Below are 23,265 nucleotides of genomic sequence, written 5' to 3' on the forward strand. Positions count from 1 at the left end.
GCGATTTATTTGAGGTCAGTCAGACGCAAGTAAGGACGCAGTGTTTTCCAGCCTTGTGGAAACTTAACTTTGGCATCGTCGTCCGATACGCTAGGACGAATGATCACCGGCTTACCCGGAGTCCAGTCCGCTGGGCACGCAACTTCCTGCTTGTCGGTCGTTTGCAGTGCATCAATAACACGCAAGATTTCGTCAAAGTTCCGACCGACGGTCATTGGATACGTCATGGTCAAGCGAATTTTTAGATCCGGATCGATAATATAGACCGAACGAATCGCTGCGTTGTCGTCTTCATCCGGGTGGATCATGTCGTACAATTCAGCCACTTTCTTGTCTTTGTCCGCGACAATAGGAAACTCAAGAACCGTGTTTTGCGTTTCATTAACATCTTTAATCCAGCCTAGATGCTCTTCTACGGTATCTGTAGAAAGTCCCAGAGGTTTAACGTTACGCTTAGCAAACTCCGGAGCGAGTTGCGCGGTGCGCCCCATTTCGGTCGTACACACCGGGGTATAATCCGCCGGATGACTGAAAAAGAACGTCCACGAACCTTTTGCCCATTCATGAAAGTCGATGGTGCCGGTTGTTGTCTCGATGTTAAAGTTGGGTGCAATAGTACCAATACGTAAGCTCATTTTTCATACCTCTCTGTGATTAAAACTTATTAGCCGGAATTTTGAAGTAATGCTCTCCGTCATTCTCGGCCGGGGGTAACTGCCCTGCACGCAAATTCACCTGCAGTGCATGTAACATTCTGTCGGGTAGTGCCAGAGTTGCATCACGTTCATCACGAACTGAGCGATACTGCTGCTCGCTAACACCACCGGACAAATGAATATTGCTTTGTCTATGTTGCGCCACCGTGGCTTCCCATTGCGCTTCCCGACCTTCTTTGCCATAGTCGTGACCCACAAACAGCCGGGTATCATCCGGTAAACTCAAAATACGTTGTAACGAACTCCACAAATCCTTAGATGAACCTCCCGGGAAATCCGCTCGAGAGGTACCGCTGTCCGGGTACATAAAGGTGTCGTGCACAAACGCGGCATCGCCGACAAGATAAGTTATCGAACCCAAAGTGTGACCCGGTGACAACCACACAGTGACGTCGAGTTCACCAATTTTGAAGGTATCGCCTTCACTAAACAGATAGTCAAAATCTTTTGTCGGCTCAAATAAACCCGGTACGTTATAGTAATCACTCCATAGCTTTGCAATTTCACAGGTTTTCTCACCAATCGCGTTGGGCGCGCCCGTCTTATCTTTGAGATAGTTGGACGCCATCAAGTGATCAGCGTGCGGGTGCGTATCCAACACCCATTCAATCGTGAGTCCGTTATCATGTGCTAATTGCAAAACCTCGTCGGCGCTCTCAAACGAGCATCTTGCGCTACGTGGGTCAAAGTTTTGCACAACATCAACCAAGGCGGCTTTCTTCGTTGCTGGGTCAGCAACAATGTATTGCACTGACCCTGTATCAGCCTCATAAATTCCCCAAACGTCCGGCGACTGCGGACCTGTGGAAGGGCTTTTTCGAATAATGCTTGTCATCTTTGACCTCCTGGCCGTTATTGCCATTTGCAACCACCAATGTGGTTATAAGCATATAACATAATGTTTTTATCGCAAGTGATACCGCTCTGATCTGCCCCGATTACAGTAATCGATTTATACGATGAAATGTTTCGTTCTAATAGACACTTTAGTTATACCCTATTGCTATTTGATCCCTTGCCAAAATCAGAGTATGTTCTACCCATAGTTATATGCTTATTGCTTTTAGATATATAAAGAAAATGTATATTATGAGGTGTGAATTATGTCAGCAGGTATCAGCAAGCCCATCGTTACGCATTTTTTCGATGAACCAACCAACACATACAGTTATGTCGTACAGGATCCAGATTCGAAGCACTGTGCTATCGTCGACTCGGTACTGGACTTTGACTATGCCGCTGGTCGCACTAACACGACGTCGGCTGAGGCTATTTTACAGTTTATCCAGGATCATCAACTTACCGTTGACTGGATTCTGGAAACTCATGTTCATGCTGACCACCTGTCTGCAGCACCGTTTTTACAAGAAAAGACAGGCGCTAAGTTAGGTATAGGTGAACACATTAAGACCGTCCAGGAAACCTTCGGCAAAGCCTTTAATGCGGGTACCGAGTTTGCTCGTGACGGTAGCCAATTCGACCGCCTTTTTGCCGACGGTGATACCTTTACGATTGGCCATATTGAAGCCCGTGTAATGCACACCCCCGGCCATACTCCAGCGTGTTTAACCTATGTCATTGGTGACGCAGCCTTTGTCGGCGACACCCTGTTTATGCCGGACTTCGGCACCGCACGTTGTGACTTCCCCGGAGGCGACGCTCGCACGCTCTATCGTTCCATTCAAAAAGTGTTTTCATTGCCCGACCAAACACGCTTGTTTATGTGTCACGATTACAAAGCGCCGAACCGGGATGAGTATGCTTTTGAGACAACGGTCGCGGAAGAAAAGCAACACAACATCCATGTCGGTGGCGGCAAAACCGAAGAGGAGTTTGTAAAAATGCGCACCGAACGCGATGCGACATTAGATATGCCCCGGCTGATCTTGCCCTCGGTTCAGGTCAATATGCGGGCCGGTCAACTACCACCGGCAGAGGATAACCAACAGCGTTATCTCAAAATTCCATTGAACCTATTTTAGTCGAGGCAAGCATGGAACTTCGTAAACTCAGTCCCTTTATCAGTGTGTCTCCCCAAATTTCAATTGAGGACGTTGGGGTCGCGGCTTCTCACGGATTCAAAACCATTATTTGTAACCGCCCGGACAACGAGGGCGAAGACCAGGTAAATGCCGATAAAATCGGACAAGCTGCGCAAAAAAATGGCATCGCCTTTGAATACCTACCGGTCATTTCCGGCAACATTACCGACCATGATATCCGTGCGTTTGCTGAACTGATGGCTAAGGTGAAAGGCCCGGTACTTGCCTATTGCCGCACCGGTACCCGCTCGTGCACCTTGTGGGCACTAGCAGAAGCAGGGCATTTATCACCGCAAGCGTTACTCGATACAGCTCAACAGGCTGGCTATGACCTTTCAGGTCAACAAGCACGGTTACAGCAACGCTTTGCGCAATCTTCGATCGTCGAGAGTGATAAGCCCGGCAATTATTCCATCAATAAACACACGGTGGTTATTGTCGGCGGTGGCGCAGGAGGACAAGCGGTTGCCGCAAGCATCCTGCAGCGCCAACCACAAACAGATATCGCTATTGTGGAACCCGCAGACGCGCATTTCTACCAACCCGGTTGGACGTTAGTTGGCGGCGGAGTATTCGAGCGCGAGCAGACCAAGCGAAAAATGCATGATGTCATGCCCAAAGCCGCAAAATGGTATCAAACCGCAGTCAGCGAATTTAAGCCCGACCAACAGCGTATCGTGTTAGAAAATGGCGATCAGCTCGCTTATCAAAGCTTGGTCGTGGCTACGGGGCTGAAGCTGGACTGGGAAGCCATTCCCGGGTTAAAAGAAAGCCTCGGACAGCACGGTGTGACCTCAAATTATCGTTTTGATCTTGCCCCATATACCTGGAAACTGGTGCAGGCAACACGCAAGGGCAACGCCATCTTTACTCAGCCTCCGATGCCAATCAAATGTGCCGGGGCGCCACAAAAGGCAATGTATTTATCCTGTGATGACTGGCGACGCAGTGGACGCTTGAACGACATTAATGTTGAATTTTGTACCGCCGGTGCCGCGCTATTTGGTGTCAAAGAGTACGTCCCTTCGCTACAGAAATATGTCGACGACTATGGTATTCAATTACGCTTTCAGCATAATCTGATTGCCGTTGACGGCCCCAATCGAAAAGCAACCTTTGCCGTAACGGACAACGACGGTAATATCACCAACGTAGAGAAATCATTCGATATGTTGCATGTATGCCCACCACAAAAGGCTCCGGATGTTATCTCGCACAGTCCGTTGGCGGATCAATCGGGCTGGGTGGACGTCAGTCCCGAAACATTACAACACAAACATTATGGCAACGTTTATGCCGTTGGTGACGTGGCAAATGCACCCAATGCGAAAACGGCGGCTGCGGTTCGAAAACAAGCGCCGGTTGTGGCTGAAAACGTGTTATCAACACTTGCCGGTAAACCGGCAATGGCGGTTTACGAAGGCTATGGTTCTTGCCCTCTCACAGTAGAGCGCGGCAAAATCGTATTAGCTGAATTTGGTTATGGCGGCAAGTTACAACCTACCTTCCCAGCCTGGCTCGTTGACGGCACCAAACCCTCGAGGCTGGCTTGGTTGTTAAAAGAAAAAATGTTGCCATGGCTCTATTGGGACGTCATGTTAAAAGGAAAAGAGTGGTTGGCAAAACCCAAACACTTAAGTCATCGCCCTGAGCCTCAAGGCGCGCCTGACGCTTGTAACTTCGAAGAAAAGAAATAACGCTTTCCCAACCCAGCGGCGGCTACTCACTCTCTCCGGTAGTCGCCGCTTTTTTTAGTAAGATGCTAACTGAATTCGTTCCCCATCAGGCACGTTCGGGCTATTCAGTTGTTGCGGCCCAATGTGGCTAATGATAAGCCAGGTTTTATCGGGATAGGCTTTCACTAAGCGCTCTAACAGACGTTTCGCCAACGGTCGTTCAAGTCCGGCAAAGGGTTCATCAAGCAGTAGAATCGGCCGATTCTGGAGCAACACCCGCGCCAGCGCCAGTCGCCGCCGTTGTCCTCCGGAAAACATAACTCCGCGGCTTCCAACCAACGTATCTAACGCTAACGGTAAGCTGCTGATCAGACTATCCAGCTCCAGTAGCTTTAAGACCTGCCAGTAATCCTGATCGCTCAGGCGTTGCCGGGACGGGTTCAGATTGGCGCGCAAGGTGTCATCAAACATTTCGCTTTGCTGGGTAAGGTAGCCAACGTGCGCATCGGTACTGGCCGCCGGTAGTAGGCTAACTGAGCCACTATGCAACGGTCGCCAGCCCATAATGGCTTCGGCGAGTGTGGTTTTACCGATACCGGATGCCCCCTGTATCCAATGCACCTTGCCTGCTTGCAGGTGTGCCGACACATTGTCTACCACCATCCGTCCAGCCTGCATTACACGAACCTGCTCCAGTATCAGAGCAAACTTGTTGCCCCCGGAATGCGCTGCATCCGTTGCCGGCTCCTGCTCATTTTGCCCGGCAAACCTGAGCAAGCGCTTAGCCGCTGCTAAGGTTTTTCCGTAACCACCCCATTGTGTCGGTAACTCGGTTGCCAGCTCCTGCCATGCGAATGCCGAGAGCAACAACATAATCACCTCCGCACTCATAAGCTGCCCTTGCTCGAACTCAGTAATAACCAAGCCCAGTACCAGTAAAAACAGCAACTGCGCAAAAATTTCGACCTTATACAGGCACCGGTGCTGCAGTAACAACTGCCGATTATCAAGCCGCTCTTGTCTATCAGCCTGTTGCAATAACGCCTGCTCATAGTCCGGGTAAACGTTCCAGGCCATAAGCTCGGTTATGGACTCTGTGGTATTCATGGCACTGCGCCGTAAACGCTCAGCAACGCGCAGCTGTTGTACCGCCAACGTTCGCGTTGTTGCGGCTAACCGCACACTAAACAGCAATACCGCGAGCCAGCCGCCAATGGCGAGCACGGCTAAAACCGGGTTATAAAAGCTCCAGAACAACGCCAGCAACAATGAGGCGATGGTAAACACGAGCCCCGGTAGCAGCAGCCGTAACAACAGGTTATCCAGCGCATCCAAATTACGAGTCAATTGCTGCACCGCATCCGCCACACGCAATCTTAATAAACGACCCAGCGGCTGTGCCTGCAGGCGTTTAAATAGAGCCACTCGCCAGCGAGCCTGCAAGGCAAGCACGACATCATGATTAACCAACCGCTCAACGTAGCGACTGACGGTGCGTGCTATCGCAAAGAACCGAATCCCCGCACCGGGCGAATAAATATCAAAGGCCACATACAGCGCCGCCGCAGTAATAAACCACCCTGAAAGCGACAACAGACCAATTCCGAACAGTGCCGTTGCCAAGGCCAGCAACAGGCCTAATAACAACGACCAACGAGTACCTTTTACTTGTTTTAGCCACGGCCGCAAAAACCGCCAGTCCCTTCGTATCATGCCGTCACCTCGATCACATGAGTTGCCCGCGCCAACAGTTTCGGATCATGAGTGGCAACAATAACGGTTTTACCCGTTGCGGCTAAATCCACTAAACAGTCGCAAATGACCTCAGCAGACACGTCGTCCAGGTTCTCAGTGGGCTCGTCGGCGATGACAATCGGCCGTTCTGACAGCACGCAGCGTAGCAACGCAATGCGACGCTGTTCACCGCCGGACAGACCGCGTCCCTTTTCGCCAAGTTTAGCTGCCAGCCCTTCGGGCAAAGACGTCAGCAGATACCCCAGCCCGACTTGGCGCAAACCTGCGATGATGGTGTCGTCGCTGTGACGTTCAAACAGATTAATGTTATCGCGTAAACTGCCTGCGATCAGAAACGGCTGTTGCGCAAAGTAAGCCACTCCACGTGACATCTCCGTGGTACAAATCAGGTTGCCCTGATAGGGCATTTGCTTCAGCAATACCCTGAGCAAGGTGGTTTTTCCGCTACCGGAGTGACCACTGATTGCGCAAAGGCTGCCTTTCGCTATCTCGCCATCCGCATAAGTTATGCGTTTACCTTCGGCTAAGGTGACCGATAAGTTCTGCCAGCGAAACGACAAGCCCTCAGGCAACCCCGTGTTAACGGCGGGCTGCCCATCAGAGCCAGGGGCTTGTTGTCGATCGCACAGCAGCGTTGCAGCACCAATGGCCGCGGCGCGGTCGTGATAACTTTGCGCGAATTGTCGTAACGGCGCAAAATATTCCGGCGCCAGCAACAGCACCAGTAAACCGCTGAACAACGTCAGTTCATCCGCACCCAGCCAGTCAATGTAACCCAGTAAGCCAAAGCCAACGTACAGTGCTACCCCGGCAATTGCCACACTCGAAAAAAACTCCAACACCGCCGACGACAGAAACGCCACTTTTAGCGTCGACAGGGTGGCTTTGCGATAACCCTCGCCGGCTTCAGCGACATCTTGCAAAGCCGCATCACCGGCGTTAAATAACTTAAGCGTTATCACGTTGCGTAGCTTGTCCGTAAAGGTACGACTTAACGCAAACGTTTGCTCCGCGTGTTTTTGACTTAAACGCTCAGCGCCCATCCCGACCAACGCCATAAACAGCGGAATGATCGGGCCGGATAATAACAGCAGTCCGCCAACCACAGGATTCAGTGAAAAACAGACAATTAAGATGAGTAGCGGCGAGGCAAACACCAAGTACTGCTGCACCAGATAGCGGCTAAAATAGCCCTTTAATGACTCAATGGGTTCTAACTGTAGCGCTCCGTCGGCAGCCGACAGCTGCGCCCCACCATCAATTTGCCGACGCCAACGGGTAAGCAACCGCGTTCGCGCATGGTGGCTTGCCGTCTGTGTGGCCAACCGTAGGCAGGCATTTTGCAGTAGCCCGATACCCGCGCGAGCAAAACTGAACACCACCAGCCAAATAAACAGGTGCAACAGAGACACCAGCCCACGCCCATGAACAAAGAGTTCATGAGCCAGCGAAGCCACGATTGCCAACTGAATAACGATGACAGCGGTTTTGATTAAGCCAAAACAAAACGCCCACATAATGGGGCGCTTTACTGTCCGCGCAAGTTGCTGCAAATAAGCGTGCGCAGACGCCGCAACTGTACTCATCGGGTATCCTTAATGATAACCTTGATCGGCCTTCACTTTGCCGCGGAACACCCAATAGGTCCATGCCGTGTAAACCAGCACGATAGGTATCACGAACAGTAAGCCAATCAGCAGGAACAACTGGGACTCATGAGCCGATGCGGCATCGGCCAGTGTATAACTTGGCGGCACCACATAAGGCCACTTGCTGGCCAACAAGCCTAAGTAAGTGAACACAAACAACGCCATCGTTGCCACAAACGGCGTGCCCTCACGGCGTTGACTGACGGAGCGGTAAATCCAGAACGCACTGGCTAAACCGAGGATTGGCAGCAGCCAGATGGGTGAAACACCGTCAAACCAGCGGTTAGCGACAAATTCATCAACAAAAGGCGTCCAAATACTGATGACGACGAAAATCAACAACACCACAGCCAATAACGGTTTCACCAGCTTATACGCCCACTGCTGCGTTGAGCCTTCTGATTTCATTATCAGCCAGGTCGCTCCCAATAAGGCATAGCCGGCCACCAGACCGATCCCGGTCAGCACCGTGAATGGTGTTAACCAATCCAGAGCACCACCAACATAGCGCATATTTTCCGTTTCGAAGCCTTGAATGTAAGCACCCACTACCGCACCCTGCGCAAAGGCAGCTACCGTTGAACCTATGGCAAATGACCAGTTCCATAGGTAACGGGAAGAATGTGCTTTAAAGCGGAACTCAAACGCCACACCGCGGAATATCAGTCCGGCGAGTAACAGAAAAACACCAATGTATAGCGCCGGCAGAAATATCGAATAAACCAGCGGAAACGCAGCCAATAACCCGGCTCCGCCGAGCACCAGCCAGGTCTCGTTGCCGTCCCAGACCGGCGCAATCGAGTTCATCATGATGTCCCGATCGTGATCGCTCGGTGCAAACATGAACAAGATACCCTGCCCCAGGTCAAAACCGTCCATCAGCACGTACATGATCACGCCAAAGGCGATGATAGCGGCCCAAATATAGGTTAAATCAAAAATCGGTTCACTCATTGCAATCACCTTTAATCAAAACTGGCTTCTGCGGCAGACAGCGGACGTTTGGCACGATGTTTATCGTCATCATGCTGTTCCGTGCCCTCAGTACCTGTACGGATGACCCGCGTGAGGTAATAGGCACCCGCAGCAAACACGCAGGCATAAACCAAAAAGTAGCCAATGAGAGTAAACAGCGCCATACCGCCGGTTAGCGACGGAGTCAGCCCCTCAGCCTGAGTCATTTGTCCGTAGACCAAATAAGGCGCTCGTCCAACCTCAGTAACAAACCACCCCGCCAAGACGGCAATAAAGGGACTCAACGTCATCAGTCGCAGCGTTTGCAAATACCAACGGCTGTGCATGTATGCGCGGTTACGACGCAAGAACAACCCAATCACAGCGACCAGCACCATGAGTAACCCCATCGCGACCATGACGCGGAACGACCAGAATACAATGGGAACATTCGGCTGTAGCTCGGGAGGTTGCTCCTTGACGCCGGGAATCTCACCGTCCCAGTCGTGGGTGAGAATGAAGCTCGCGAGCTTAGGGATACCCACTTCAAAATGGTTGGTTTGCTGCTCTTGATCCGGAATCGCAAACAGCAGCAACGGCGCTCCCTTCTGGGTGTCCCAATTGCCCTCCATTGCTGCAACCTTTGTCGGTTGATGTTTTAGCGTGTTCAAACCATGCAGGTCACCAATGAAGACTTGTAATGGCGTTAATAACAACAGTAACCATAAGGTCATGGATAATGCTTTACGGTGCAGCTCTGTGTCACGCTTCTGAATCAGGAACCAGGCGCTGACACCAGCAACCACAAAGCCGCCGGTAAGAAACGAGGCTAGCCCCATGTGGGCAAAACGATACCAGAACGAGTCATTGAAAATCGCTGTTGACCAATCGACCACATGGTATATCCCATCACGCACCTCAACCCCTGCCGGCGTTTGCATCCAACTGTTGGCTGAAAGGATCCAGAATGAAGAAATGAAGGTTCCTATCGACACCATCAACGCGGCAAAGAAATGCACTCCGTTAGGTACCTTGCCTCTGCCAAATAACAGCACACCAAGGAAAGCCGCTTCAAGGAAGAACGCCGTCACCACCTCATAACTCAATACCGGCCCGAGAAAGTTTGCCGTTGCCAGCGAAAAATTACTCCAGTTGGTGCCGAACTGAAACGACATGACAATACCGGAAACCACCCCCATACCAAACACAACCGCAAATACCTGAGTCCAGAATCCACCAAGGCGCTCCCACTTGGGATCATTGGTTTTAAAGGCAAGTCCGTAAATCAAGGCAATGTAGGATGCCAGTCCGATAGTGAAGACCGGAAAGATAGCATGGAAGGAAACAACGAACGCGAACTGAATTCGCGAAAGTAACAGCGGATCAAGTTCCATAATTAGAACTCCTCATCAGATACTAATATCAGTCTACTTTATATCCATATAAGTTACATGGTTATTGTGAAGACTTTACAACAAATGCGCCCCGAATTTGTCCAACCTCAAAGTTCGTTGCGGCATCTTCCGGATAGCGCTCAACAATGGCTTGCTTCAGAGCCGGTTCAATATTGCTCCCGTGGCAGGCGGCACACTGCGGTTGCATGATAATCGCCTGCATCCAAACTTGCTGGCCTTGATCGTTGGTATAGGTTGCCGTTGGCACAACATTTTTTGTGTGTTGCCACTGTTCTACAAACTGTTGCAAGACGTCACGTTGACGTGCTGTTGGAGCATTTTTCGGATTACGCACCCTTAATGCAGTACGCCCTACTTCCAAGTTAAGATCGCTACCGACCGCTTGGGCAATTTGAGGGGCTTGCTCGTTACAGACCCTAATCGCAGCCACATGGCCTTCGGTCTTAATGGTATGCATGAGTACCTTGCCAAGCCGCTGCTGCAATTGCTGCGCCGCTTGTTGATAGGGTTCATCGCCGGCTAAAGCCAGAGAAGAACCGGTTAACAGTAAGGCTATACCGGAGATTCGTAAAAAGTTGTTAAACATCATCGGCCACTCCAAAGGTTGGAAACACATGTGATGTTATATGCTTATTCGTTTGCGTTCTAGCAAAGTCACTGTGTCATTTTGTCGCAATTAAACTGGTTGCACAATGAACAATTTATGAAAATACAGATTTAATCAAGGCGGGAGCAGAAATGAGGTGGATTTAGAGGTAATGGGGTCTCTGAGGACCCCAATCCTTAACAGCTAGATTAGATAAGAGGAATCGAATTACCGTTCAGTAACAGCACACCATTCTGTAATTCGATGGCACTCCGGTACTGCTGCTCTTGCTCTTCAATAAAACCTTGTTGCAAATAGACACCAATGACCTGTTCAGCTTGCTGATTCAGCATCGACTGAATTTGCTCTGACTGCATATCTTGATTAGGCATTTGAGCCGCCAATGCCGTTTCTAACTGCATGATAAACGCATTGCGTAACAAGGCTTTATCCATCTGCATATAGCCTTCTGCCAACAGCTGTTTTAACCAATAATCACCGCTGGCATTCACCATTTCTGCTGCCGCATTTTCCGCCAGTTTTACCGATAACTCGCCGTCAAATTGACCGTCCGGTGCCTGCCCACTCAGCTCGCTGATGATAAATTCAGGATCCGCTGCAACGACAGGCTCTAAATGTTCTTTCATTAACGCCTGCAATTGCTCTTGCATCTCTTCAACATCAGCACTGTATGCATCATTAACCGTTTCTTGGTAAGCCCGCATAAAGGCGACATCAACACGCCGCATTTCGATCGCTAGCGCTAAGTTGTTCCAGTTGCCGGTTGCTGAGGTGATGTTATTAATATTGGTGACAAAACTGATATCCAGGGTTTCGCCGTTGTCCGACAACTCACTCTTCGCATCAAGCTGAACATCCCTCATCGAAAAGGCCGGCGTCGATGCCTTTGCAATGTTCAGCACCACTTCAGATTCCAGCAGTTGCGAAGTTAACGCTTCCGCGAGCGTACCCTTTGCTTCAGTGGCGAACGTCAGATCATCTATTTGCACACTCTCATCGGCAATATCCACGCGGAATCGTTTATTCGTCCCTTGGTAAGCGAATTGCTCGGCACCAAACTCCCCGTTACCACGGTAGTCGTTAAGTTCAATCGTCATATCACTAGCTGCGTCGCGGTATACCAGCCCCGCAATCCGATCGTGATACTGTCCGCTGCCGACCAGATTCATCGAGCCAATCATCTGGTAAAGTGGTTCGCCGTCATTCCAGGTCAAATTTGCCCTTAATCGTTCATCGGCCGCCTGCAACTGCCAGGACAGCAGTCCTAAACCCGCATCATAGTCCGTCAACACAGGACCGTGTTGTAAGTCCAGCACCACTTCACCACTGCGAACCTCTGTCATTTTAGTGCCGCCGCTTTGATCAAAGTCAGCCATTTGCATCGAATGTTCAAATACGGCCTTCGAACTAAACCAGCCACGTTGGTAAGATTTCAGTTCAAGCTGGTGCACCGGGTTATTGTTCACCGCTGCGACCAATGCGTTGATATCTTGCTCCGCCTGCTGACCAATAAAATGAGGCGCAACTAAGACTGCGGCAACGCCCACACTGAGAATCCCTAATACCGGTTTTTTTAAATTCATATTTATATTAACTTGTTGTTTTTTTGTTTCAGGAAGTGATAAATCCTATCTTTCTTTATTGAAATAATCCAGAGTTGAGTGGATACAGTAGTAATTAAGCAATCAACCACAAGCATCACAAATAGGGACCATTATGAGCTTTATTAAAGAAACGATTGAAAAACTCAAACAAACCAGTCCCGCCCAATCAGAATTTTACCAAGCGGTGGAGGAAGTCCTGGAATCCATCGAACCGGTTATCTCCGAACGTCCAAAGTACCGTGAACAAGGCATCATCGAGCGCTTAGTTGAGCCTGAGCGGCAGATTATGTTCCGCGTGCCCTGGGTTGATGATAACGGTCAAGTACAGGTGAATAAGGGCTATCGAATTGAATTCAATTCGGCGCTGGGGCCTTATAAAGGTGGCTTGCGTTTTCACCCCAGTGTTAATGCCGGCATCATTAAGTTTCTTGGGTTTGAACAGATTTTTAAAAATGCCCTGACCGGCTTACCCATTGGCGGTGGTAAAGGCGGTGCCAACTTTGATCCAAAAGGAAAGTCTGATGGCGAAATCATGCGTTTCTGCCAATCCTTTATGAACGAGCTGCACCGTCATATTGGCCCCAACACCGATGTCCCTGCCGGTGATATTGGTGTCGGCACCCGTGAAATCGGCTATTTATTTGGCCAGTACAAACGTCTGGTCAATCGCTTCGACGGCGTCCTCACCGGCAAGAGCGCGTTGTGGGGAGGCTCCCATGTGCGCAAAGAAGCCACCGGTTACGGCGCTGTTTATTTCGCACAATGCTTGTTGGGCGACAACAATGAATCCATGAATGACAAACGCTGCCTGGTTTCGGGCTCTGGTAACGTTGCGATTTATGCGATGGAAAAACTCTACGAGCTTGGTGCCAAACCGGTTTCCTGTTCGGATTCCAGCGGTACGATTTACCACGAAGCCGGTATTGATCTGGACCTCGTCAAACGCATTAAAGAAGAAAACCACGATCGTCTTGAAGCGTATTTAGAAACTCACAGTAATGCACACTATACCGCTCGTGAGGACTACCCCGAGGACGGGCATCAAGTATGGCGCTACGAGGCCGATATCGCCTTCCCTTGTGCAACGCAAAACGAACTGACCGAGAAAGATGCACAGGCGCTGCTCGAGAACGGCTGCCGCTACATTGTTGAGGGTGCCAATATGCCCTGCACGCAGAATGCTGTCGACTTATTCATCGAAAGCAATACCGCCTATGCACCCGGTAAGGCTGCAAATGCCGGAGGTGTTGCCACCAGTCAACTGGAAATGGCACAAAACGCGAGTATGCTGAAATGGAGCTTTGAAGAAGTCGACGACAAACTGCAGCGTATTATGCGCAATATCTATCGTGACTGTAAGCGCGCCGCAGAAGAGTTCGACCACCCTTCAAATTTAGCGCTGGGCGCGAACATCGCCGGCTTCCGCAAAGTCGCCGATGCGATGTTGCAACAGGGCGTGGTGTAACGTGTTGAGGCAGTCCTTTATTGTTATTGTCGCCGGTTTTCTCGTTGCTTGCTCTTCCGGCGACTGGCGCAACACGTCGCGTGAACCGGCGGGGATTGCACCGGATCCTGCTGTGCAGCGTGAGGCGGTTATCGAAGCTTATGCGGCCGATGCGTTTGGTTGGCGCGGCTGGTTTGCGGTGCATACCTGGCTGGCCGTAAAGCCACAGGATGCTGCTGAATACACGGTCTACGAAGTGGTTGGCTGGGGTGTTGAGCACGGCCGCCCCGCTCTGCGCGTTTATAAAACAGCCACCCCCGATCGCTTCTGGTACGGCGCCAAACCCGATAAGCTGTTGTCGCTCAGTGGCGCCAAAGCCGCTCAGCTAATCCCGCAAATCGAGCAAGCCGCGGAACGTTACCCATGGGCCAATGAATATGAGGTCATACCCGGCCCCAACAGCAATACCTTTCCGGCATGGATCGCCCTGCAAATTCCCGAGCTAGGCCTGAAATTACCCTTCAGTGCCATTGGCAGCGGCTACGCCGATAATGATCAATAACTGAAAGTGTGGGATAATCCCGCACTTTCATGCTTACTATCCGTTCACTACTACAAGCGAAAGCCTGCTCCCTATGGAAATCAACGTTCGTTTTCTTGAAAACATGCGCCTTGAGGCGAAATTTGACGACTTTACCGTTATCTCTGATCAACCGATCCGCTATAAAGGCGACGGTTCAGCGCCGGGGCCTTTCGATTATTTCCTTGCCTCATCGGTGATGTGCGCAGCGCACTTCATTCGTTTGTACTGCGACTCACGGGATATTCCCACCGAGAATATCCGCATTTCGCAGAACAACGTGGTGGATCCGGAAGATCGCTATAAACAGCTGTTCAAAATTCAGGTGGAGTTACCGGCCGATCTTTCTGACAAAGATCGTACCGGAATTATTCGTGCGGCTGAGCGCTGCGCAGTAAAGCGTGTGATCGAAAACGACCTCGAGTTTGATGTTGAAGCCGTTGAAAGTATTACCCAAAACGCACAGGCGCTGCTGACCATCGATCCCGATGGCGATCGCAAAACCTTCATTGAAGGTAAAGATCTGCCATTGGAAGATACCATCAAAAACATGACCCGCATTTTGGCGGATCTGGGCATGAAAATCGAAGTTTCTTCTTGGCGCAATATCGTTCCGAATGTCTGGTCCTTGCACGTTCGTGATGCGGCCTCACATATGTGTTTCACTAACGGTAAAGGCGCCAGCAAAGAAAGCGCGCTGTGCTCTGCACTCGGAGAATTTATCGAGCGCTTAAGCTGTAATTTCTTTTACAACGACCAGTTCTTTGGTGAAGAAATTGCGAACGCCGAGTTTGTCCACTACCCCAATGAAAAGTGGTTTAAGCCAGGCCCTGACGATCAACTTCCCGAAGGCTTGTTGGACGACTACACCCGTGCTTTCTACGATCCGGAAGGCGAATTACGCGGTTCCCATCTGATTGACACCAATTCCGGTCGCAGCGATCGCGGTATCGTTGCCTTGCCTTTTATACGTCACTCCGATGGCGAAACCGTTTACTTCCCATCCAACCTGATCGAGAACCTGTATCTGAGTAATGGCATGAGTGCCGGTAACACGATGGCCGAAGCTCAGGTGCAGTGCTTGTCGGAAATTTTCGAGCGGGCTGTTAAAAAACACATTATTGAACAGGAAATTGCACTGCCGGATGTGCCTCAGGAAGTCCTTGCTCAGTACCCTGATATCCTGGCGGGTATCCAAGGCCTCGAACAACAAGGCTACCCGGTACTGGTAAAAGACGCGTCATTAGGCGGTCAGTTTCCGGTCATGTGTGTCACTCTCATGAACCCCCGCACCGGCGGCGTGTTTGCCTCCTTCGGTGCTCACCCCAGCTTCGAAGTGGCACTCGAGCGTAGCCTGACCGAGCTGCTGCAGGGCCGCAGTTTTGAAGGGCTGAACGATTTGCCACCGCCAACGTTCAACTCGATGGCGGTCACCGAGCCCAACAACTTCGTCGAACACTTTATTGATTCATCGGGGGTGGTTTCATGGCGCTTCTTTAGCGCGAAATCCGATGTTGAGTTCGTCGCATGGGACTTTACCGCCTCCAGTAATGAAGAAGAAGCAGAAATACTGTTTGGCATTCTTGCCGAACTGGGTAAAGAATCCTACATCATGGTACACGACGATTTAGGCGCGCCGGTCTGCCGTATTCTCGTGCCCGACTACTCCGAAGTGTATCCGGTGGAAGACTTGGTCTGGGACAATACGAACGTGGCGCTTCAGTACCGCGAGGACATTCTTAATTTACACCGTTTGTCCGATGAACAACTGGGCGATCTGGTCGAACGGCTGGAAGACAGTCAGTTGGACAACTATATGGACATCATCACGCTGATTGGTATCGAGTTTGATGAGAACAGTGTCTGGGGCCAGCTCACCATTCTTGAGCTAAAACTACTGATTTACCTGGCGCTGCAACGTCACGAAGACGCGCAGGAATACGTCGAGATGTTCCTGCAGTATAACGACAACACCGTTGAGCGAGTGCTGTTTTACCGAGCGGTAGAAGCGGTGCTCGAGATTACCCTCGATGACGAACTGGAGCTGGACGACTTCCGTTATAACCTTGGCCGTATGTACGGTGAAGACGTGATTGAAGCGGTCATTGGTTCCGTTCACGGAAGCACCCGGTTCTATGGCCTGACCCCAACCAGCATGAACCTGGAAGGGATCGACCGTCATTTGAAACTGCTGGACAGCTACAAAAAACTGCACCAGGCAAGAGCACGTCGTATCACTGGATCTTAAAACGCCCGACCGTGCCTTTCAGTTCCGCAGAAATATCACGCAGCCGGTGAAAATCGGCTTGCATTGCGCTGGAGTGTTCCACCATTTGTTCGGTCAAACTATGAACACTCTCCAGCTCAGTGTTAACTTCGGCTGCAAGCGTGCTTTGTTCACCCGTTGCATCAGAAATACTGCGGTTCATATCGGTGACCTTACGCATCGCCTGCTCGATTTGCGTAATGGCTGACAGCACACGCTCTACCTGCTGCTCTCCGTCGTCGCTCATCGCGTCGGTATGCTCCATCGCCTGTTTCACCTTATTGGCGCCGCGCTGCAACTTCTCGACCGTCGCCTGAATATGGTCCGTTGATTCCTGTGTGCGCGTGGCCAGTGTTCGCACCTCATCGGCGACCACCGCAAACCCTCGCCCCTGCTCACCGGCACGGGCAGCCTCTATCGCCGCGTTTAACGCCAGCAAATTGGTTTGCTCGGCAATCCCGGTGATGACATCAAGCACGGTACTGATGTTACCGACATCGTCATTTAAGCTCTGTACCGCCTCGGTTGCACTTGAGATGGATTTCGAAACGTTACTGATCACTTGCTGGGTTTTGTGAGAGTTATTCGCCACAACGGCCACCGAATCCGCCGCTTCTTCCACCGCCTGAGTGGCATCGCCGGCATAGTCATTGATGGTATCGCTGGCGGCATTCATGCGCTGAACCGCAGCTACGATACGCTCCAGTTGCTGCTGCTCATTTTGCATTTCCCGGTTAAATTCATTCACCGTTTTTGACACTCTATCAGCAGCCTCGGAGACCTGCTCAGAGGATTGGTTAGCGTGCGCAATCAGTTGCTGAATGCGATCTGAGAATCGATTAAACGCACGCGCCATACTGCCCACTTCGTCGTCTGAATCAATATTCAGCCGACGCGTTAAATCACCGTCGCCCTGAGCGACATCTTCCATCGCCGCAGCAATTTGTTTGACCGGTTTGAACACCTTCATCGAAACGTAATACGTCACCAACGTCAGCACCACGATAATCAGCATTAAGATTGCAAAGGATGACCAGCGAGCCTGACTAATTGGGGACTCAATCATTGAGCTGGGCACCAACAACCCGAGCTGCCAGTCAATATAAGGCTGTTGCGATGCGATAGGCACATAGAAAACACGATAATCGCGGCCTTTCCAGGTCACTTCAATACCGCTCCCCCGGGGTTCTTGTGTCATCGCCTCGGCTAAAGCGGCAAAACCCGCGGTCGGCACATCCAGAGCGCGTTCATAAATACCATCGAGCTTGCCAATCGGCGTGTTTAAATCGAGTTCAACATCTTCGGTTGGAAAGTACACCAACTGGTTTTCTTCATTGACCAGAAAAGCTTTGCCGTCACCCTGATACTTAATGCCATCGACCAAATCCGCAATGGTAGTGATCAGAATATCAACACCACCAACACCTAGTAGTTCACCGCTCGCGTTTTTGATTGGCATTTGCAGTACCGAAGAAATCGTACCATCCGTTGCATCCACTTGCGGTGAGGTTAGGTACAAACGGTCCTTCTCTATCGCCTGATGCCACCAGGGACGCTGATTGGTGAAATAACCCTTGGACGGATCGCCGGCATCTGGCCCTGAAGTGTCCACACCAACGCGTCCTTGTTCATAAAGGTATTCATAGGTGTTGGCTGAGCCCATAAACACCGACTTGATGGTGGCGTCATTACTGGCCAGATTCTGAAAGGTCCGCGTAATGGACTGGTACGTATCATCGGTGGATAGATCTTTACCACGTTGATCATAACTGGCAAGCCAGTCTGTTACCCGCGGGTCAGTCAGTACCGATAACGGAATACGTGCGCGTTCAGCAAAAAAGCTCTTTATTTCGGCAGCCTTGAGCTCTATCAGTTCCGCCACCTGGGCTTCTGTTTTGTCGCGCGTCAGTTCGGCAATGGTTTGCGTGACAAAAATACCAAAAGCGGCCAGTAGCACCACCAACACACCAGAAATAGAAATAATCAGCTTACGCTGCAAAGAGCCTTTTATTTGCATAACCCAGCCACTTTTTTATTGTGATATAGAGCTTATTATCGACCGTAATAAAAATTTCTTAATCGCGCTTTAACGCACGTAGCACATCGCGCGCAAAGTCGTGTTCACTGAACCCTTGCTGACCTGCTACGTCATAACCGCGACGGACGATAACCAGATTTTCGCTTGGAATGACCAGCAAAAACTGGCCGCGATTCCCGCGCGCAGCAATGGTATCGTCGGGCAGTTCTGGAAAACGTTCATTGTACAGCCACCACTGCGCTCCATACCCCGGCGCATTTTCAGGCGGCTGTGCCGGCGCTGGTTCGCTGATATAATCCAACCAATTGCCCGGAAGAATCTGTTCGCCCTGCCATTTACCTTGTTGTAAATGCAATACGCCCAACCGCGCTAAATCTCGCGACGTAGTCCATACCTGTGACGACAGGATAAAGTCGTTTTGCCAGTCGGTTTCCAAAAACGTATGACGCATACCGATCTTATCGAGCAGCGATGCGTAGGGAAATTTGACGTAATCCTCTTCGCTTGCCATGGCCTCGCGCAGGACTCTCAGCGCCAGCATGGTGTCGTTATTGGCATACTTCCAACGGGAACCCGGTTCAACTTCCAGCGCGGTTTCGGTTGCCGTATCGCTCACCAGACCTCCGCCCATGTAGACCCGATCGGTGCGGTTGCCTGCCTTATTGCTGTCCAGTCCGGAAGACATATGTAACAGATTTTCCAGAGTAATATGCTGACGCGGATCAAGTGGATGTGACCAATTCTCGAGACCCGCTTTCTGTTTGGTTGTGACAATGCCTTGTTGCACCGCTGCCCCGATCACGCTGGCACCGATACTTTTCGCAACCGACCAGGTACGTTGGGCGGTTTCCGGCGTGAATCCTTGTTTGTAATGCTCCGCCAGAATCTTATCCGGTGTTGCAATTAACACCGCAGACGTACGCGCACCGTCTCCGTAATGTTTGCTAAAAGCTTGCTTAATCACTGCATCTAAACGCGGATTGCCGGTTGCCTGGTTGACACCGTTATGATGCTGCCATGGCGCACCGCTATCCGGCTGCGAAGCTGTATCTTTGGAAAAGGGGCGATAGACCTTTTTGATACTGTCAGCGCTCGCGCCAACGGGTAAATCTACACACCCGAGCCGTGGCCGCCAAACCGAGTAGCGTTCCCGCTTACCGTCATCATAAGCCACCCGCACCCAGCGCTGCTCGGTATTAATTGAGGCGTCAAGTTGATGAACGGCATCGGCAATCAACGGGTAAATACCGGTGAGTTCATCTTCTTCTATTTGCGCCGTTGATTTGCCACCATTAAAAACCGCGCTGCAAGTGAAGTTAGCCTTATAGCCTGCCGCGTAAGCGTTTAAGGTGGTTTGCGTTTCCTCCGAAGCGAATGCCGTGGCCGAGAGGGTGGTGGCAAAGCCTGCCGTCAGTAGTATGGTTAAGTAATTTTTCATTTTTATGCTCTAGTTATATTTGGGTTGATCCCGCTTTACGCCTCACTGCATTTGCGGGGGAATTGCTTCTGATCACGTTTTACGTAAATCTACGGATTCAACAATAAATCAAACCGCTTTAAAATAAAGAGTGATTTGGATCAAAGTCGTTTACTCACTATGACAGAAAACACACACAGCGAACCAGGGAACGGATGCCCATGAAGCAAAGAAGCTATTTTTTTGTCTTATTTTTTCTCGCTGTCGCAACACTGACTTTACTCGCCATTCAGTCACTAAGTCCGTCTGCGTCACAACCAGAAAGCGATAAGAAAACCTTGGTGGCAGGCTACACGAATGAGCCGCCTTATGCCTACTATGACGAAACTGGCAAAGTAAACGGGCTGTTCCCCGCAGCGCTTCGCAACATGATCCAGCCACTGGGCTACGATAAAGTCGAATGGGTGATGATGACGTTTGAGCAGCTACTACCGGCGCTGCTGTCCAATCGCGTCGATGTCATTGCGGCCGGTCTTGTCGTAACCGAGCAGCGTAAACCCTTTGGCTGCTTTTTGTCGCCGCTGGCGTTGACGCATACTGCAGTGATGGTGCAAGATGATTCACCACTATCAAACCCATTACACTTCAGCGATTTAAAAAATAAAAACATCGCCACGCTCTCAGGTAGCATTGAAGAAACATTAGCGGTAAAACATAAGCTAGGAAACAAGTTGGAAAAAGTGCCGGATGTGCAGGCCGGCGTTTCTATGATATTAACCGACAGGGCCGATGCACTGATGTTGACGCGACCAACACTGGAATACCGCAAAAAACAACTGAACACTGTTGAGGTATTGGCTATCGAAGAACTAAAAGACGAGGCCTTAGGCCCGGCATTTTTATTTTCGCACCGTCTTCATAGAAAACTAGAACGCGCCCAACAGGCTCAACAGCAATTTATGAACTCACAGGAGTACCAAAATTATCTGCGCCAATTTGGTTTCGTGAGACCTCCGGAAAACAGCCTATCAGCGGAGTGCTCGAACCGTGCCGCTTCATAACCGGTTGCAAACCCGCAAGCTCAATCGTCAGGTTTCATTTATTATTGCCGCAGGGCTGGCCATCATTACCATCATCGCGGCGTTGTTAGTCTGGAAAGAGCGTGAAGTTGAAAGCCGCGTTTATTTGATCGATAAAATTGGTACCGCGGCTGAAGATTTTCATACCGGTGTCATGCACGTCAGCCTCTCTACGAACGATGCCTCTAGTCCTTGGCACTACAGCACTGGACTTGCACTCATCCAACAGGCATTGCAGGAATTCCGTGAGGCAAACGCCGAATTTCCTCGGAGCTTGCCAGTGAAACACTGACGCTGTCGGCAAATGTGTTTAAAGAACAACTACAAAATTACCAATTCCCTGAAGATCAGGACGACATCCGTTTACGTCAGGCAAGCTACGTGCTCAACACCAACATCCGAAACATTGAAAAAGCCTTACGGCAGGAACTCGATCAGGAACGGATGGCTCAGCGCCTGTGGTTTTCACTGGCGCTGCTGGTTGCCGTTGCTATGCTGGTGCCACTGGTTATGTCCCTGCTGCGCTCGGAATATAAGCGTCTTCGTTTGGACTATCAATTACGGCAGAGTGAACAGAAATTTCTTGAACTGGCCGAAAAAATCTCTTCCTTTGTTGAGCTAATTGAGGGCGTTACCGATCAAACCAACTTACTGGCATTAAATGCAGCCATAGAAGCAGCTCGAGCAGGACAGCACGGACGTGGATTTGCCGTTGTCGCAGATGAAGTGCGCTCATTAGCGCAAAAGACGCAAGAAACTACTCGCGATATCGTCACAATGACCGGCGAACTTCGTAACGTTATCTCCTCTTCAGCACATATTAGTGATAAAGCACTTGAAGCTGCAGAAGAAGCACAGGCAATTTCAGCGGAATCGATTAATTCATACAGTCAGGTGTTAACCGCTGTAAAAGATATAAACAGCGAAGTTGATTTAGTGACGGACGCCAGTCAACAACAGAACAGTGCTGTTGAGACGGTCAGTCAGAGTATCCAAACACTGAGTGAATTATGTGATGATGCATTCGACCAGGCTGACACATTAGCATCGAATACTGACGAGCTCAGCGAGTTGAGTAGTAATATTGTGAAGCAACTGGACAAACTCGATGATGACTAATCGTTAGCCTAATTTTTGCTCTAAAAAATTGATGGTTTCATTGACCGCAGAGCTTGCGTATTGGCGCGTTGCGAACAGCAAGCTGACGGGGATTGGCGGCGGCATAAACGCATTCAGTAGCTGCTTGAGTTCACCACTTTCGAGGAGCTCGGCAACCGAGTATTCCGGCAGAAACGCAATACCCAGTCCATTGCGGGCAGCCTGTTTTATGGCGCGGTTTTCATTGCTAAAAAAACGTCCACGCACAGGAACCGTTACCTCTTCCCCGCCGCGATAAAAATGCCAGCGGCTTCCCAACGCCGAAGGGTTCCTAGGTATGCACCAATGCGACGACTGATCAACGCTCAACTCCTCAGGGCTAGCGGGCTCGCCAAAGCGGTTCAAATACGCCGGCGAGGCAACGACAACGTGCCTTAACGGTTTCAAGCGTCGGTAATAGAGCGCCGAATCTCGCAGTTCGCCGCAACGTATCGCGATATCCACATCCTGTTCTTTAAAGGCAACCACTTCGTCAGACAGTGTCAGGTGAATATTCAGGTGCGGGAATTTAGACAACAACTGGTCAATATGCGGTGCCACTTGCGCAGCGCCGAAATTTACCGGAGCCGAGACCGATACCGTGCCCTTAGGCTCACTTTGGTACTCACCCATATGTTCTTCGGCTAACTGAGCCTCTGAAACAATCACCTGGCAATGCCGAAGAAATTGTTCACCTTCGCCGGTGAGTGACAGTCGACGTGTGGTTCTGCGCAACAGCTTCACCCCAAGGTGACTTTCAAGACGGTTGACTGCCTTACTTACCGAGCCTTTTGTGACCCCCAACTGTTCAGCGGCACGTGTAAAGCTGGTAGCCTCTGCCACTGCGGCAAAGGTTGCCATGTCGGATAAACGCTCAAACATTGAC

At 50.6% G+C, this 23,265-nt stretch carries 18 protein-coding genes and 1 pseudogene; 8 read left to right on the forward strand and 11 right to left on the reverse strand.

All coding sequences use genetic code 11. The features are described 5' to 3' along the window. Positions 1-5: 5 nt before the first annotated feature. Positions 6-635 carry a peroxiredoxin gene (locus C5610_RS11295; protein ID WP_105307237.1) on the reverse strand — a complete coding sequence of 210 codons (630 nt, stop codon included), beginning with the start codon at positions 633-635 and terminating at the stop codon, positions 6-8. 19 nt (positions 636-654) lie between these two features. Further along, a complete protein-coding gene (locus C5610_RS11300; protein ID WP_105307238.1) occupies positions 655-1,551 on the reverse strand; it encodes an MBL fold metallo-hydrolase in 897 nt (298 codons plus the stop codon). 268 nt (positions 1,552-1,819) lie between these two features. Here C5610_RS11300 and C5610_RS11305 point away from each other — a divergent pair, with 268 nt between their 5' ends. Further along, on the forward strand, positions 1,820-2,698 hold the full coding sequence (locus tag C5610_RS11305; protein WP_198678834.1) for an MBL fold metallo-hydrolase: 879 nt from the start codon (positions 1,820-1,822) through the stop codon (positions 2,696-2,698). An 11-nt stretch (positions 2,699-2,709) separates the two neighbouring features. Further along, a complete protein-coding gene (locus C5610_RS11310; protein WP_105307239.1) occupies positions 2,710-4,455 on the forward strand; it encodes a bifunctional protein tyrosine phosphatase family protein/NAD(P)/FAD-dependent oxidoreductase in 1,746 nt (581 codons plus the stop codon). A 54-nt stretch (positions 4,456-4,509) separates the two neighbouring features. Here C5610_RS11310 and C5610_RS11315 read toward each other — a convergent pair whose 3' ends face one another. The 6 genes from C5610_RS11315 to C5610_RS11340 form a co-directional block, all read right to left on the reverse strand. After that, positions 4,510-6,147, reverse strand: a complete 1,638-nt coding sequence (locus C5610_RS11315) for an amino acid ABC transporter ATP-binding/permease protein (RefSeq protein WP_105307240.1) — start codon at positions 6,145-6,147, stop codon at positions 4,510-4,512. After that, positions 6,144-7,775, reverse strand: coding sequence for an ABC transporter ATP-binding protein/permease (locus tag C5610_RS11320; protein ID WP_105307241.1), 1,632 nt, complete (start codon positions 7,773-7,775; stop codon positions 6,144-6,146). Before C5610_RS11320 ends, C5610_RS11315 begins: the two co-directional genes overlap by 4 nt. Positions 7,776-7,784: 9 nt before the next feature. Continuing rightward, positions 7,785-8,792 carry a cytochrome d ubiquinol oxidase subunit II gene (gene cydB, locus C5610_RS11325; protein ID WP_105307242.1) on the reverse strand — a complete coding sequence of 336 codons (1,008 nt, stop codon included), beginning with the start codon at positions 8,790-8,792 and terminating at the stop codon, positions 7,785-7,787. Positions 8,793-8,803: 11 nt separating this feature from the next. After that, positions 8,804-10,186, reverse strand: a complete 1,383-nt coding sequence (locus C5610_RS11330) for a cytochrome ubiquinol oxidase subunit I (RefSeq protein ID WP_105307243.1) — start codon at positions 10,184-10,186, stop codon at positions 8,804-8,806. Between the two features lie 61 nt (positions 10,187-10,247). Continuing rightward, positions 10,248-10,796 carry a DUF3365 domain-containing protein gene (locus tag C5610_RS11335; RefSeq protein ID WP_158682690.1) on the reverse strand — a complete coding sequence of 183 codons (549 nt, stop codon included), beginning with the start codon at positions 10,794-10,796 and terminating at the stop codon, positions 10,248-10,250. Positions 10,797-11,002: 206 nt separating this feature from the next. Then, positions 11,003-12,397, reverse strand: a complete 1,395-nt coding sequence (locus tag C5610_RS11340; RefSeq protein ID WP_105307245.1) for a DUF945 family protein — start codon at positions 12,395-12,397, stop codon at positions 11,003-11,005. Positions 12,398-12,530: 133 nt separating this feature from the next. Here C5610_RS11340 and gdhA point away from each other — a divergent pair, with 133 nt between their 5' ends. From gdhA to C5610_RS11355, 3 genes are all read left to right on the forward strand, one after another. Then, positions 12,531-13,883, forward strand: coding sequence for an NADP-specific glutamate dehydrogenase (gene gdhA, locus C5610_RS11345; RefSeq protein ID WP_105307246.1), 1,353 nt, complete (start codon positions 12,531-12,533; stop codon positions 13,881-13,883). A 4-nt stretch (positions 13,884-13,887) separates the two neighbouring features. Continuing rightward, on the forward strand, positions 13,888-14,424 hold the full coding sequence (locus C5610_RS11350; protein ID WP_410054417.1) for a DUF3750 domain-containing protein: 537 nt from the start codon (positions 13,888-13,890) through the stop codon (positions 14,422-14,424). 73 nt (positions 14,425-14,497) lie between these two features. Beyond that, the gene (locus tag C5610_RS11355) at positions 14,498-16,690 is read left to right on the forward strand and encodes an OsmC domain/YcaO domain-containing protein (RefSeq protein ID WP_105307248.1); all 2,193 of its coding nucleotides are present in this window, start codon (positions 14,498-14,500) and stop codon (positions 16,688-16,690) included. Here the strand turns inward: C5610_RS11355 and C5610_RS11360 are convergent. After that, positions 16,677-18,725 (reverse strand): methyl-accepting chemotaxis protein, encoded by a 2,049-nt coding sequence (locus C5610_RS11360; protein WP_105307249.1) that lies wholly within the window; start codon positions 18,723-18,725, stop codon positions 16,677-16,679. The genes C5610_RS11355 and C5610_RS11360 overlap by 14 nt on opposite strands. Positions 18,726-18,783: 58 nt before the next feature. Beyond that, positions 18,784-20,184 carry a serine hydrolase domain-containing protein gene (locus tag C5610_RS11365; RefSeq protein WP_105307250.1) on the reverse strand — a complete coding sequence of 467 codons (1,401 nt, stop codon included), beginning with the start codon at positions 20,182-20,184 and terminating at the stop codon, positions 18,784-18,786. Between the two features lie 200 nt (positions 20,185-20,384). Between C5610_RS11365 and C5610_RS11370 the strand changes: the two genes are divergently transcribed. From C5610_RS11370 to C5610_RS13890, 3 genes and pseudogenes are all read left to right on the forward strand, one after another. Then, positions 20,385-21,224, forward strand: coding sequence for a transporter substrate-binding domain-containing protein (locus tag C5610_RS11370; RefSeq protein WP_158682691.1), 840 nt, complete (start codon positions 20,385-20,387; stop codon positions 21,222-21,224). Next, the gene (locus C5610_RS11375; protein WP_105307252.1) at positions 21,211-21,534 is read left to right on the forward strand and encodes a hypothetical protein; all 324 of its coding nucleotides are present in this window, start codon (positions 21,211-21,213) and stop codon (positions 21,532-21,534) included. Before C5610_RS11370 ends, C5610_RS11375 begins: the two co-directional genes overlap by 14 nt. Positions 21,535-21,872: 338 nt before the next feature. Beyond that, positions 21,873-22,361 (forward strand): annotated as a pseudogene (locus C5610_RS13890) (methyl-accepting chemotaxis protein); the annotation flags it as partial. A 3-nt stretch (positions 22,362-22,364) separates the two neighbouring features. Here the strand turns inward: C5610_RS13890 and C5610_RS11385 are convergent. Continuing rightward, positions 22,365-23,261, reverse strand: a complete 897-nt coding sequence (locus C5610_RS11385; RefSeq protein WP_105307253.1) for a LysR family transcriptional regulator — start codon at positions 23,259-23,261, stop codon at positions 22,365-22,367. Positions 23,262-23,265: the final 4 nt, after the last annotated feature.

The sequence above is a fragment of the Idiomarina sp. OT37-5b genome (assembly GCF_002968395.1).
In the GTDB taxonomy this organism is placed as follows: domain Bacteria; phylum Pseudomonadota; class Gammaproteobacteria; order Enterobacterales; family Alteromonadaceae; genus Idiomarina; species Idiomarina aquatica.

Bases quoted from the DNA above. Each gene is read 5' to 3' on its own strand.
- C5610_RS11295 (WP_105307237.1), bottom strand. From the start codon at position 635: ATGAGCTTACGTATTGGTACTATTGCACCCAACTTTAACATCGAGACA.
- C5610_RS11300 (WP_105307238.1), bottom strand. From the start codon at position 1,551: ATGACAAGCATTATTCGAAAAAGCCCTTCCACAGGTCCGCAGTCGCCG.
- C5610_RS11305 (WP_198678834.1), top strand. From the start codon at position 1,820: ATGTCAGCAGGTATCAGCAAGCCCATCGTTACGCATTTTTTCGATGAA.
- C5610_RS11310 (WP_105307239.1), top strand. From the start codon at position 2,710: ATGGAACTTCGTAAACTCAGTCCCTTTATCAGTGTGTCTCCCCAAATT.
- C5610_RS11315 (WP_105307240.1), bottom strand. From the start codon at position 6,147: ATGATACGAAGGGACTGGCGGTTTTTGCGGCCGTGGCTAAAACAAGTA.
- C5610_RS11320 (WP_105307241.1), bottom strand. From the start codon at position 7,775: ATGAGTACAGTTGCGGCGTCTGCGCACGCTTATTTGCAGCAACTTGCG.
- cydB (WP_105307242.1), bottom strand. From the start codon at position 8,792: ATGAGTGAACCGATTTTTGATTTAACCTATATTTGGGCCGCTATCATC.
- C5610_RS11330 (WP_105307243.1), bottom strand. From the start codon at position 10,186: ATGGAACTTGATCCGCTGTTACTTTCGCGAATTCAGTTCGCGTTCGTT.
- C5610_RS11335 (WP_158682690.1), bottom strand. From the start codon at position 10,796: ATGATGTTTAACAACTTTTTACGAATCTCCGGTATAGCCTTACTGTTA.
- C5610_RS11340 (WP_105307245.1), bottom strand. From the start codon at position 12,397: ATGAATTTAAAAAAACCGGTATTAGGGATTCTCAGTGTGGGCGTTGCC.
- gdhA (WP_105307246.1), top strand. From the start codon at position 12,531: ATGAGCTTTATTAAAGAAACGATTGAAAAACTCAAACAAACCAGTCCC.
- C5610_RS11355 (WP_105307248.1), top strand. From the start codon at position 14,498: ATGGAAATCAACGTTCGTTTTCTTGAAAACATGCGCCTTGAGGCGAAA.
- C5610_RS11360 (WP_105307249.1), bottom strand. From the start codon at position 18,725: ATGCAAATAAAAGGCTCTTTGCAGCGTAAGCTGATTATTTCTATTTCT.
- C5610_RS11365 (WP_105307250.1), bottom strand. From the start codon at position 20,184: ATGAAAAATTACTTAACCATACTACTGACGGCAGGCTTTGCCACCACC.
- C5610_RS11370 (WP_158682691.1), top strand. From the start codon at position 20,385: ATGAAGCAAAGAAGCTATTTTTTTGTCTTATTTTTTCTCGCTGTCGCA.
- C5610_RS11385 (WP_105307253.1), bottom strand. From the start codon at position 23,261: ATGTTTGAGCGTTTATCCGACATGGCAACCTTTGCCGCAGTGGCAGAG.